This is a genomic window from Terriglobia bacterium (assembly GCA_032252755.1).
Lineage (GTDB): Bacteria > Acidobacteriota > Terriglobia > Terriglobales > Acidobacteriaceae > JAVUPY01.
In genome coordinates, this window is the sequence record JAVUPY010000008.1 from 1 (window position 1) to 12620 (window position 12620).

The following is a 12620-nucleotide window of genomic DNA, read 5'->3' on the forward strand; positions in this document are numbered from 1 at the left end:
GGATCGAGGCTGCGCTCGAACAAAGTTCCGAAGATGGCGGGTTCGACGTGCGCCCAATCCAGGGCGGCAGCCTTTGAGAGAATTTCGAGATCCGTGTTGCTCAACTCGTAGGTCTGGTCATCGGAGAACAGGCCACCATTAAAGTAAGGAATGTCATCGGCGCCGAAGGTTCCATCGGGCGCCGACATAGCCGCGAACAGTTGCTTCAGCTTCTTATCGAAGTCAGCCGGCTTTTTGAGATTTCCGTTTACAAGTTTCGTGAATAACTTTCCGGGCAGCAGGCCAACGTCTTCCGAGAACAAGCAGAAGAGGAGGCGCATGAGGAAGTGCGCGCCTTTTTCGGGTTCAACACCACGAGAACGAAGACTTGCCGCTAGGACGGAGAACTGGGCTGCCGCTTCCTCTGTAACCTGCTGGGTTGTGAGACCGGGCTTGAGTTTGCCGGGATCGTTGAAAAGCAGGCGCAGAACTTCCAGCGGCGGGATTTGACAACCGGAAGTTGGCTCGTTCTTGAGCAGGTCAGCCAAATCGAACTTGTATACCTGGGTCGCGGTGTTGGTGAAATTCGTGTGAACCTCAAATCGATCGAGATCGCAGGTCACGAGAAGAGACGGGTTTTCCAGGTCTTCACGGTATTGCAGCAGCTGCTTGTAAGCGACATCGAGATTCTTGTGCTTGCCTTTATATTCCCAGCCGAAGTAACCGCGTTTCCAGACGTCGGCCCAGCCCTCGCCACCGTCGCTTTTGGATGCGCCGCGCTCGAAAGTATATGTTGACCCGTCCGGGTCAGATTCCGCAGGCTTGGGTTGGCCGAGAATGTCGCAGAGACCGTTGAAGTGTGTCTGAGCGGCGCTACGTTCGGTTAGTGTGGACTTCTGCCAGTGAGCCACGAACTCCGGCAAGGTCAAGGCGGGCATGGAACTCCTAGGGCCTGTGTTCTGGGGGATATGCGCCCGGCCCGATTTTATAGCAGAACTGCGGGAGTGCTGACACGAAAACGTCATCCGTTCCGGATGTGGAACAAATGAGAAGAAGAACGCAGAGTCCTTTCTTGAATCACTTCGGCTCTGTCTGTGCCGCCGTTCCCGTCTCCAAGCCTGTCGGTTGCGGGTTGCTCTTCCGTAGGTCCGGTGGACGCGGTTCGGGGCGGGGCATGGAGGCGCCGCGTTCGTCGAACTTGCCGAAGATCATTTTTCCGGCGGTGGTCTGGAGCACCGATGTCACCGAGATGTCGATGGTCTTGCCGATCATCTTGCGCGCGTTGTCCACGACAACCATGGTTCCGTCGTCGAGGTAGGCGACGCCCTGGTTGTACTCCTTGCCTTCTTTCAGGATGAAGACCTTCATGATCTCGCCGGGAAGTACGATCGGCTTGAGCGAGTTGGCGAGTTCGTTGATGTTGAGCACTTCGACGCCGTGAAGTTGCGCGACCTTGTTGAGGTTGAAGTCGTTGGTAACGATCTTGCCTTCGTAGAGCTTCGCCAGTTCGATCAGCTTCATGTCGACTTCGCGAACCGCCGGAAAATCGTCTTCCACGATCTGCACCTGCAGCGTCGTGATCTTCTGGATGCGCTGGAGAATGTCGAGGCCACGGCGTCCGCGGTTACGCTTGAGCGAGTCGGCGGAATCGGCGACGAGTTGCAGTTCGCGGAGCACGAACGACGGAATGGTCAGGATTCCGTCGAGGAAGCCGGTCTCGGCGATGTCGGCGATGCGGCCGTCGATGATGACGCTGGTGTCGAGGATCTTGAAGCTCTTCTTGGTCGCCTTCTCGCCGCCGAAGATTCCGCCCAGCGCCGAGAGGTTCAGCAGATCGCCCTTGGCCGCGCCTACGATCAGTCCGACATAGGCCATGAGCAGCATGACGAAGAGCTGAAGGAAGGACTGCGCTCGCGGATGCGCGACGGCGTTGCGGATGACGATGCTGAAGAGCGAGGCACCAACGATGCCAAGAATGCTGCCGATCGCAGCCCCGATGAGCCGCTTCAGGCTTACCTTGCGGAGACGAACCTCGAACAGGATGACCGCAACACCAAGCAGCAGCCCAATCAGCGCATCGATCGGACGGGTCACACCAAAGGGTTCGAGGTAATAGGAAACGGCGGCGACAACCAGTACAAATAGTGCTCGTATGATGACCAGATCCAAGCGGACCTCCCCTGGCCCACTTTTGCACGGTCCCTATAACAGATTATGAATACGCGGATCGCGCATAAAGTACGGCCCCGATTCACCGACTATCCAGCCAGCTTATCAGTGGCGGAGCCTGAACGCTGCCCCGCGGACTATCACCGCCGCCTTCGCCAGCGGTGCCATGCACATATATAGTGTGGGAAGTATATATCACGCTTCCCAAGCGCCGGGATAGCGCCAAATACCGCTCTGAGCGCTACCATGGCCGCATCTTGCCAGTTACTACAGTGTCAACGTAAACAATTGACCCAAGTCTTCCGGAACGGCATTGTTGCTGCGGGACCCAGGTACTTGGGCGGATTCGCAACGGCGAACCGCGAGCAGCTTCCAACTTCGGCCGCCCCGTAAGGGGAATAGATGAGCGGCCTCGGTTCCCGTGTCGTACGGGAACCTGAAGAACCGGCGCACAATCTCGGGGGGAGAACGGGCGCCGGTTTTTTGTGCCCTGAAGTCGCCCCTAACACATTGATATTTATAGGTCGGAAAAAGGCGCTAGAGCTTCTGGATGCGTTGGACGTCGCGGACCCCGGCAATTTTGCGCAGGCCGGTAATGACGCGATTCAGGTGAGCCAGATCGGTGATGTCGATGACCAGGTCGATGTTGCCGTAGCCATCGGAAGTCCGGGCTTCGATGTTGCGGATGTTGGTGTTGTCGTCGCTCACGATAGCGGTGATGTTCTTGAGGATTCCGGCGCGGTCGTCGCTGAGAACGGTTAGTTTCACCGGGTATCCTGGTGGAGAACCGCCGGCGATCTTGGGCTCCTTGGATGTCCACTCGACGGCGATCCGGCGCTCAGGTTCGTAGAGAAGGTTCTCGACATTGGGACAATGTTTCGAGTGGACCGCGACGCCTTTGCCGCGGGTGACGTAGCCGACGATCTCTTCGCCTCGGATTGGGTTACAACAACGAGCGCGGTATACGAGGAGGTCGTCGTGGCCGCGGACCTTGATGGCGGAGCTTTCGCCGCCGAAGACGCGGCGCACGACCGAGGTGAAACCGCTGGGCTCCTCGGAGCCGTCGTCGGGAGTGCCGGGCGGAGCGAGTTTGGCGAGGATGGATTTGGCCGAGTATTTGCCGTAGCCGAGCGCGGCCATGAGGTCGTCGACGCGACCAAGGCCGTATTCAGATGCGGCTTTCAGTAAGTCGTCGTCCTTGATGTCCTTGAGCGAGATGCGGTACTTGCGGGCCTCTTTCTCGACCAGTTTGCGGCCGATTTCGATGGCGCGCTCGCGCTGGTGGACGTTGAGCCAGTGCTTGATCTTCTGGCGCGCGCGGGAGGATTTGACGATTCCGAGCCAGTCGCGGCTGGGGTTGTGACCAGCCTGCGTCATGATTTCGACGATGTCGCCGGAGCGCAGCTTGTAGCGCAGCGGGACGATGCGGCCGTTGACTTTGGCGCCGATGCAGGTGTGTCCGACCTCGGTGTGGACCGTGTAGGCGAAGTCAATGGGCGAGGCATCGCGCGGCAGGATTACGACTTTGCCTTTCGGCGTGAAGGTGTAAACCTCTTCCGGGTAGAGGTCGATCTTCAGGGTCGAAAGGAACTCGCTGGGATCGGCCATGTCGCGCTGCCAGTCGACCACCTGGCGAAGCCAGGCGAGACGCTGTTCGTCGCGCGCGGAGATGGGCCCATCCTTATATTTCCAATGGGCGTAGATGCCTTCTTCGGCCATCTTGTGCATCTCTTCGGTGCGGATCTGGACTTCGAAAGGATGGCCGCCTTCGCCGAGGACGGTGGTGTGCAGTGACTGGTAGAGGTTTGGCCGCGGCATGGCGATGAAGTCCTTGATCCGGCCGGGGACGGGTCGCCACTGGTTATGGATGATGCCGAGCGTGGCGTAACAGTCATTTACGGAGTGGGTGATGATGCGCAGCGCGAGGAGATCGTACATCTGGTCGACGGTAATTTTCTGGCGCTGGAGCTTTAGGTAGATAGAGTAGAGACGCTTGATGCGCCAGTCCACACGGGCCTCGATGCGGGCCTCTTTGAGTTTGGCGGAGATGAGATCGATCATGCGATGCAGCGTCTTCTCGCCTTCTTTGCGACGGGCATCGACGGTTTCCTTCACCTGCTGGTAACCGACCGGATCGACGTAGGGGAATGCCAGGTCCTCGAGTTCGCCACGGACTTTGCCCATGCCGAGGCGATGAGCGAGCGGGGCGTAGATTTCGAGGGTCTCGCGCGCGATCTTCTGCTGACGATCGGGCGAGAGGTGCTCGAGGGTGCGCATATTGTGCAGGCGGTCGGCCAGTTTGATGAGGACGACGCGGATGTCGTCAACCATCGCCAGCATCATCTTGCGGACATTCTCGGCCTGCTGCTCTTCCTTGCTGGCGAAATCGATTTTGCTGATCTTGGTGACGCCTTCGACGATATGTGCGACCTGGTCGCCAAATTGGGACTTGATCTCTTCGATTGTGACCGAGGTGTCCTCGACGGAGTCGTGGAGGAGGCCGGCGGCGATGGCCACGGCGTCGAGTCTCATGTCGGCGAGGAGATGGGCGACTTCGAGCGGATGAACGAGGTAGGGCTCGCCGGAGGCGCGGGATTGTCCGGCATGCTGCCGGAGCGAGAATTCGTAGGCTCGCTGCACCAAGCCACTGTCGTCGTTCGGACGGTTCGTTCGGACCTTCTTAATGAGGTCTCGGAACTTCGTGACCGTCAGGACGTTGGTTGCGATCTGCTGGCGCAGGGTCCCCATACCCGATTATATCCGCGCTCCGGGGGCCTGGCACAATTGATAGCAATTGAAGTCCGTAACGGTCGGAATACTCGTCCTAACGTACTGTTGCCGGGTATTTCGGGCGAGCCTAGCATTGAGGAGCGGCAAGATGTGGTCGGAGGCCCATATGCGATGTTGGCGCGCAATTATGGTGGTGTTGGTGTCCGTATTGGCAGTGATGTGGCAGGGCTGTGGTGGAAATGGGGGCGGGACCGGGGGCGGAAGATACGGCAATAGTGGCGGAAACACCGCGACCTACCTGCTATACACGGATGCGACTGCGAATACGATCGGTGTTGCGGCGATTGGAACATCCGGAGCGCTGACGGTAATGGCGCCGGCGCAGACTGGCCTGCAGCCGATCGGGATGGCAGCGACTCCCGACGGCAAGTTCGTTTATGTGCTGAATGCGAATTCGGGAACGGTCTCGCAGTTTGCGGTTGCGGCCGATGGGAGCCTGACGCAGCCCGCGTCAGCGATTGGAACGGGATTGCAGCCGACGGCGATTGCGGTGGATCCGCAGGAACGGTTCGCGGTGGTTGCGAACACGAACTCAGGTGCAGGCGGCACGCTTTCGGTTTACAACATCAACAGCACGACGGGCATTTTGACGTTGGCCTCGACTTCGGCGACGCTGCTGAATATTGCCGATCCAAAGACGGTTGCGATCAGCGGCAACTACGTTTATGTAGCTGACGCGGACACGATTGATGTCCTGGTTTTCAATCCTCAGACATTTGCCTTCACGTTCGCGAGCGGCAGTCCTTTTTCGGCAGGACCGGCGGGAACCAGCATCACGGGTTTGTACTCTCCGCCACAAGCGAGCACGGTGCTGTACGCGGCGGACGGCAACACTAATTCCCTGCTGAGTTTCAGCATTTCAGGAGGCGCACTGCAAGCGACTGGTTCGCTGCCAACCGGAACGCAGCCAGTGGCACTCGTCGCGGATAATCAGAATCGTTTTCTATTTGTGGCAAATTCAGTAAGCGACAACATCTCCGTATTCGCTGTGAACGCGACGACGGGGGCACTCACCGCGGCCTCAACGACGGCTCTTACGACCGGTACTGCTCCGAATGCGCTCGCTTATGACCCGGTAAATAATTTCCTGATCATCAGTGAATCCGGAACAAAGCAGATTCTTCCACTCGCGGTGAATACATCTACGGGAGGGCTCTCGACTCTTAGCGGTTCTATGGCCGTGACGAACTCTCCTTCAGCATTGGCGGTAGCACAACCGTGAAAGTCCTGGTCAGCGGATCCTCCGGACTGATCGGTTCGGCGCTGGTACCGGCGCTGCGCGTGCGCGGCGACGAGGTGCTGGCGCTGGTGCGCCGCGCACCACAGAATCCAGCTGAGGTGCAGTGGCACGAGCAAGGATCCGTTGAACCGCGATCGCTGATCGATGTGGATGCGGTCGTCCACCTCGCTGGCAAAAACGTCGCGACACGCTGGACTGCGCGAGCCAAGCACGAAATCTTCGACAGCCGGGTAAAGGGAACGCAGGTTCTGGCAGAAGCGGTGGGCGAAAGCTTCCGTCGAACCGGCAAGCCGGATACATTGGTGTCGGCTTCAGCGATCGGCTACTACGGCGCTCGCGGGAATGAGATTCTGACCGAGGACAGTCCTTCGGGAGGCGGCTTCCTGGCGGAAGTTGTTCGCCGGTGGGAGGACGCAACCGAACCTGCGCGAAAGGCAGGCGTGCGGGTATTTATGCCGCGGATCGGTATGGTCCTTTCGCGTGAAGGCGGAGCGCTGAAGAAAATGCTGCCGCCATTCAAGTGGGGATTGGGCGGAAAGATTGGAAGCGGCGAGCAGTGGATCAGTTGGATTGCCATGACCGACCTGGTGCGACTGATCCTGCGCGCACTGGATGACGAGAACATCGCAGGCGTCTACAACGCTGTCGCGCCGGAGCCGGTGCGAAACCGGCACTTCGTCGAGGCGCTTGGGCACGCGCTGCATCGGCCAACGGTCGTTCCACTGCCTGCGTTCGCAGTGAAGGCGATGTTCGGGCGGATGGGCGTAGAGACGGTTCTCGCCAGCACGCGGGTGATTCCGATGAGGCTGCAGAATATCGAGTACAGGTTTGAGTATCCGGAGTTGGAGATCGCGCTGGAGAGGACGGTCGGCTGAAAACCTACTCACCACAGAGACACAGAGGCACAGAGGATTGAAGGTAAAGACCAAGACAAGAAGCCATGTTGCTAATCAAGGCTTCGCACGCGAGATTTCCGCCACTGTCGCCGAGGTTGCGCGGATGTAGTCGTCGGGCTTGAGGAGCATCTGGGTGCCGCGATGGCCTGCGGAGACGGAGATCAGATCGAACAGGATGACGGTTTCGTCGAGGAAGACAGGGAAATCTTTCTTCGCGCCGAGTGCGGTGACGCCGCCACGGATGTAGCCGGTTAGGGGCTGCACTTCTTTCAACGGAACAATGTCGACCTTCTTGTTACCCATGGCGCGGGCGAGGAGTTTGAAATCCAACTCATAATTGCCGGGGATGACGGCGAAGGCTTCGCCGGTGCGTTCGCCACGGACGAGCAGGGTCTTGAATACCTGCTCGGGCGGCATGCCGATCTTCGCGGCTACGGTTTCGGCGGCGAGATCGTCGGGATCGACTTCGTACTCGCGCAGCTCGTAGGCGATGCCGAGCTGGTCGAGGATGCGGGCTGCGTTGGTCTTCGACATAGAACCTTCGACTCACCACAGAGGCACAGAGACACAGCGGAAGCTGGGGCTGAGAAACTAAGACTAGAACCACGAAGGCACGAAGTCACGAAGAACTGAAGCTTGAAAACGTCGTGTCTTCGTGACTTCGTGGTTAAGACTTTCCACGGGCGCGATAGAAGGCGGCTACGCGTTCCTTGACGCTCAGGACGTGGGTTGCGAGTTGGAGCTTCGAGCCGTCTTCGATGATCGGGATCAGCTTGTCAAACTCGGGGCCCGAGTGCGAGCCGGTGATGGTGATTCGAATTGGGTGGTAGAGCTCTTTGCCCTTCACTCCAGCTTCGGTCTTTACTTCATTAATGATGGCCTTAAATCGTTCGGCGGAGATGCCGTCGGGTTCGGTGGCAATCTTCGCCGCGAATGTGTCCAGGACTTTTGGCGCGCTCGCCGCGTTCAGGACTTCGGCATTGTCGGGTGCGACGAGTGCGGCGTTGGGATCGTACTGGAAGAGCAATGCGGTTTTTTGTGGCAATTCGTCGAGTTTGTTGACGGCGGGGATAAAGAGGTCGAGGACGTTCGAGAGCCAGGCAGACGTTGCTTCGCTGACGTCCCCGACGAGATAGCCGGCACTTCTTAACGCTTCCGCGGCGAGGCGGATGATTTCTTTTCGACCCTTCTCGTTGGCCATCGCCTCCTTGATGTAGTGGCGGTTGAGCCAGTAGAGCTTTTCGAAATCGAAGACGGCGGGCGAAGGCGTCACGCGCTTGAGGTCGAATTCCTTGACCAGTTCGTTGGGATGGAAGATTTCGCGGTCGCCACCGGAGGGCGCCCAGCCGAGCAGCGCCATGTAGTTCATCAGGGCGACGGGGAGCACGCCCATGTCGCGGAAGTTTGCGACTGACGTAGCGCCGTGGCGCTTGGAGAGACGCTCGCGGTCGGGGCCGAGGATGGTCGAGAGGTGCGCGAACTCGGGCACGGGGAAGCCGAGGGCTTCGTACACAGCGACCTGCTTGGGCGTGTTGGAGAGGTGGTCGTCGCCGCGAATGACGTGCGTGATCTGCATGTCTGCGTCGTCGATGACGACGACGTAGTTGTAGACGGGGATGCCGGTGGAGCGAACGATGATGGGATCGCTGACGACTTCGTTGGAGAACTCGACGGAGCCGCGAACGATGTCGTGGAAGCGAATGGGGTGCTCGGGAATTTTGAGGCGAATGGCGCAGGGTTCGCCGGAGGCTTTGCGCTGCCTGGCATCGGCGAGATCGAGGTTGCGGCAGGTGCCGGGATAAATCGGCTGGCGACCTTCTTTCATCGCCTGTTCGCGCTGGAGTTCGAGGTCTTCCTGCGTGCAGAAACAGTAATAGGCCTTGCCTTCGTCGACGAGGCGTTCGGCGATCTGGCGATACTCTTCGGTCTTGTCGCTTTGGCGATAGGGCGGGAACGGGCCGCCCTTGTCGGGACCTTCATCCCAGTCGAGGCCGAGCCAGCGGAGGTCTTCGAGCAACTGGGTTTCGTATTGCGCCTGGCTGCGCTCGACGTCGGTGTCTTCGATGCGGAGGACCATGGTGCCGCCCTGCTGTCGGGCGAAGAGCCAGTTGAAGAGCGCGGTACGGGCGTTGCCGACATGAACGTGGCCGGTGGGAGACGGAGCGAAACGGACGCGGACTTGGGACATATAACGATGGTAGCAAAACGCATCGTGCGATCGGACGAACGGCCATCGTGCTATCGGAAAACCTCGAAAAACGTGGCAGCACGGCAGCTAAGATGACCATCTCACTCGGAGCGGGTGCGCTTCGGCAGTCCTGATTAGCGCCCGTCTTCGGCCCATGTCCAATAGCGAATTCGGAGTCATCACTCTCCAACTGTTTTTGTTGATTGCGCTGGCGCAATTGCTGGGGTATGCGTTCACCAGGTTGCGGCAGCCTAAAGTGATTGGCGAGATCCTGGCTGGAATTGTGCTGGGCCCGTCGATTCTCGGGCATTTCGCGCCCGGAATTGCCGCGAAGATTTTTCCGCAGCTTGGGGCGGCGCACGGGAACGCGCACGATACGGTGCTGATGTTTCTGTACAACCTGGGATTGCTGCTGCTGATGTTCGCGTCGGGGGCGGAGACGCGAGGGCTGTTTCAGCCCCGGGACCGGCGCGAGGTTACGTGGCTGTCACTGGTGGGGACGGGCGCGCCGTTCGTGATTGCGCTGGCGTGCTCGGCTTGGATTCCGACGGAGTTGCTTGAGACGAGTCCCAGGATGCGCTTTCCGGTGCTGCTGATCGTCAGCATCGCGGTGGCGGTCACGTCCATCCCGGTGATCTCGAAGATTCTGCATGATCTGGGAATTCTGCACACGCGGTTTGCGCGGCTCGTGCTGGGCGTTGCGGTGATCGAAGACATCGCGTTGTGGGCGGTGCTGGCGATCGCGACGGCAGCGGCGGCGTCGAGTAATCTGCCGGAATTCGCGATCGCGAAGCATATCGCGATCACGATTCTGTATTTCGCGACGGCGATGCTGCTGATGCCGAAGTTGCTGCGGTGGATGGCGGATCAGCGGTGGAACATCCTGGCGAAGTATTCGCCGGTGGGGTACCTGGTGCTGGTGCTGCTGGCGTATTCGGCGCTGGCGGCGTTGATGGATGTGAGCCTGGTGTTCGCTGCGTTCCTGGCGGGGTTCGGGATTGCGCATGATGGCGAGCGTTATAGCGACGCGCTGGATGCGCTTAAGAAGCTATCGTTCGCGGTGTTCATTCCGGTGTACTTCGCCGTGGTGGGGTACAAGCTCGATCTCAGTAAGAGCTTCTCGTTTTCGATGCTTGCGATTTTCATGTTGGTCGCTTGCGTGCTGAAGCTGTTTTCGGCGGGAGCGGGGGCAAGGATTGCGGGGTTCAGTTGGCCGTCGTCGGTGAATTTGGCGGTGGCGACGAACGCGCGCGGCGGCCCGGGAATCGTGCTGGCTTCGGTGGCGTTTGATGCGGGAATTATCAATGCCCAGTTCTACACGACTCTGGTGCTGACAGCGGTGCTGACCTCGCAGTTTGCGGGGGCTTGGCTGGATTACGTGCTGCGTAAGGGAAAGCCGCTGCTGACGGAAGAAGCGGCGACAGAGGTCGTGCCGATCGCCGCGGATGAGGATGTGGCGGCGTAGGGCGATCGGGGAATCGTAAGGGTTTAGTTATTTCTTCGAATTTTTCTTCCCAGGCACCTTGGTGGGGTGACACAATGCCGCCGAGATCATGCTGGGGGGATCATGCGAAAAGTGAGTTGGACGGCGGTGATCGTAGCCTCGATCGTGCATTTCGTGGTGGCGGCAGTGTGGTTCACGTTGCTTACGAATCAGTGGCTGGCGGGGATCGGGAAGACTAAAGAGATGATGATGCAGCAGGCGGGCGGTGGGCCTGTCTTTTACCCCTACATCGTCGCATTCTTGTGCAACATCGTGATTGCGCGGGTGCTGGCGCAGGTCATCGTTGCGACGTCTGCGAACCCGACGCTGTGGCATGGAATTCGCGTGGCGTTCTATGCATGGGGTGGATTCGTCGCGACGACGTTTCTGACGGAATATGTATTTGAGCTGCGGTCGGTTTCGATTTTCCTGATTACAGCGGGATACCCGCTGATTGGGATGCTGATCATGGGCGGGATATTGGGGGCGTGGCAGAAGAAGGAAGCGATGGTCAGTTCGGCGACAGCATAAAGAGAATGACGAAAACACTTCGGGGCACGAGATAATCTCGTGCCCCGGTTGGTTAGTTGGACTCAACGCTCTTGGGTTAGGTAGGTGCGAGAGATGCTGTCGTGCCAGCAGAGCGTGTCGGGATCCAGGAACGCCCAGCCGAAGCCCACTCCACCGGAGATGAGCGACACGATCATGGAAATTGCGCGCTGCCGGCGCCGGCGCTGATTCGGTTCCCCGCCTTCGAAGTTCACCAGGTACATGTGAGACATTATCATGCCGGGAGTGCGCCCGGCATAGGTGAGGAACAGGTATTGGTATGCCATCCAGAAGATGGCGGGGATGGCGACGGCGATGGCAATGGCGGCCTTGGTGTAGATGACGCTGGGAACGATTTCAAAGAAGACGGCCGCGAAGGCGCCGAAGCCGCAGAGCACCATGGCCGCGTCGACGATGCCGCCGAAGACGCGCTGATTGATCATTGCGACCTGAAGCGGGACGTCGATGCTGGGACGCGAGGGATCCCTGACAGGCTCGTCCTTGTCGAAATCGAGTTGAATCATCTCGGGGAAGAGCGGGCCCTGGATGGTCGGCAGTACGTCTTCGGGGACGTCAAGGATGCGCGGACGCTCCAGGACGGGTTCGCCGAGTTCGTAGGTGACGGTCGGGACCTGGTAGGTCGGTTGCGTCGGAAAGACGATCACGTTGCCGGACTCGGGATCGTCTGAGTCGGCCGTCGTTTCTTCGGGAACGAAGCCCCATCGGGCTTCATCGAGTGAAATCTGCTCGGGTTCGGCTGCGAGGGCAGACTGCGGATCGAGTGCGAGATCCGGCGCCGGGGATTCCGCCAACGATTCGACGGCTGGTTCGGATGCGGACTCCGCGAAATAGTCGGGATCGAACTCCGGTTCACGCGCGTAAACTTCCGGCTCTGGTTCATAGACCGGGGCGGGCGCGGCGTTGGTACGGCGGAAATAGTTGATGTCGCAGGAGACCTCGGGATCGACCGGGCGCTCCGCGATGACGTGAGCGATGGCGGCCTGGCCGATAGTAGGCTGCGCAGGTGTGTTGAAGTCAAGGCGCATCGAGTAGTCGGCGGCGGAATTGCGGCCGCGGCGACGACGATAGTTCTGGATACGCGACGAGACTTCGTCGCGCCATTGTTCGGGTTGGGAATCGACTGCCGTCATGTTCTCCGGAGCGCGGGATTGACCCAGCGATGAAAACGAATCGTCTTCCGTTAGTGAATCGAGGAAAGTGGCGCGGGTTCCGCCGCCGAGATCGGAGGCGGAGACACTACGCTGCGAGGCGCAGGAACACGTGCAATGTTCGCCACAGAGCGGACACGCCATGCTGAAAATTCGA

Annotated in this window: 10 protein-coding genes; 4 read left to right on the plus strand and 6 right to left on the minus strand. The window is 59.4% G+C overall.

The annotated features are described in order from the left end of the window. The 3 genes from ROO76_01000 to ROO76_01010 all read right to left on the minus strand — a co-directional run. Window positions 1-917: class I SAM-dependent DNA methyltransferase (locus ROO76_01000; protein MDT8066719.1), on the minus strand; the 917-nt coding region annotated here is incomplete at its 3' end. Between the two features lie 139 nt (window positions 918-1056). Beyond that, window positions 1057-2148 (minus strand): TRAM domain-containing protein, encoded by a 1092-nt coding sequence (locus tag ROO76_01005; protein ID MDT8066720.1) that lies wholly within the window; start codon window positions 2146-2148, stop codon window positions 1057-1059. Window positions 2149-2685: 537 nt separating this feature from the next. After that, complete coding sequence (locus ROO76_01010; GenBank protein MDT8066721.1) at window positions 2686-4896, minus strand: bifunctional (p)ppGpp synthetase/guanosine-3',5'-bis(diphosphate) 3'-pyrophosphohydrolase; 2211 nt, start codon at window positions 4894-4896, stop codon at window positions 2686-2688. Between the two features lie 148 nt (window positions 4897-5044). Between ROO76_01010 and ROO76_01015 the strand changes: the two genes are divergently transcribed. After that, window positions 5045-6160, plus strand: coding sequence for a beta-propeller fold lactonase family protein (locus ROO76_01015; GenBank protein ID MDT8066722.1), 1116 nt, complete (start codon window positions 5045-5047; stop codon window positions 6158-6160). Next, on the plus strand, window positions 6157-7053 hold the full coding sequence (locus ROO76_01020; protein MDT8066723.1) for a TIGR01777 family oxidoreductase: 897 nt from the start codon (window positions 6157-6159) through the stop codon (window positions 7051-7053). Before ROO76_01015 ends, ROO76_01020 begins: the two co-directional genes overlap by 4 nt. A gap of 75 nt (window positions 7054-7128) precedes the next feature. Here ROO76_01020 and ybaK read toward each other — a convergent pair whose 3' ends face one another. Together ybaK and gltX are read right to left on the minus strand one after the other, a co-directional pair. Then, window positions 7129-7608: a Cys-tRNA(Pro) deacylase gene (ybaK, locus tag ROO76_01025; GenBank protein ID MDT8066724.1), complete on the minus strand. Its 480-nt coding sequence runs from the start codon at window positions 7606-7608 to the stop codon at window positions 7129-7131. Window positions 7609-7741: 133 nt separating this feature from the next. Further along, window positions 7742-9262: a glutamate--tRNA ligase gene (gltX, locus tag ROO76_01030; protein ID MDT8066725.1), complete on the minus strand. Its 1521-nt coding sequence runs from the start codon at window positions 9260-9262 to the stop codon at window positions 7742-7744. 154 nt (window positions 9263-9416) lie between these two features. Between gltX and ROO76_01035 the strand changes: the two genes are divergently transcribed. Then, on the plus strand, window positions 9417-10727 hold the full coding sequence (locus ROO76_01035) for a cation:proton antiporter (GenBank protein MDT8066726.1): 1311 nt from the start codon (window positions 9417-9419) through the stop codon (window positions 10725-10727). A 102-nt stretch (window positions 10728-10829) separates the two neighbouring features. After that, the gene (locus ROO76_01040) at window positions 10830-11276 is read left to right on the plus strand and encodes a DUF1761 domain-containing protein (protein ID MDT8066727.1); all 447 of its coding nucleotides are present in this window, start codon (window positions 10830-10832) and stop codon (window positions 11274-11276) included. A gap of 62 nt (window positions 11277-11338) precedes the next feature. Here ROO76_01040 and ROO76_01045 read toward each other — a convergent pair whose 3' ends face one another. Next, on the minus strand, window positions 11339-12607 hold the full coding sequence (locus ROO76_01045; protein ID MDT8066728.1) for an RDD family protein: 1269 nt from the start codon (window positions 12605-12607) through the stop codon (window positions 11339-11341). Between the last annotated feature and the right edge of the window lie 13 nt (window positions 12608-12620).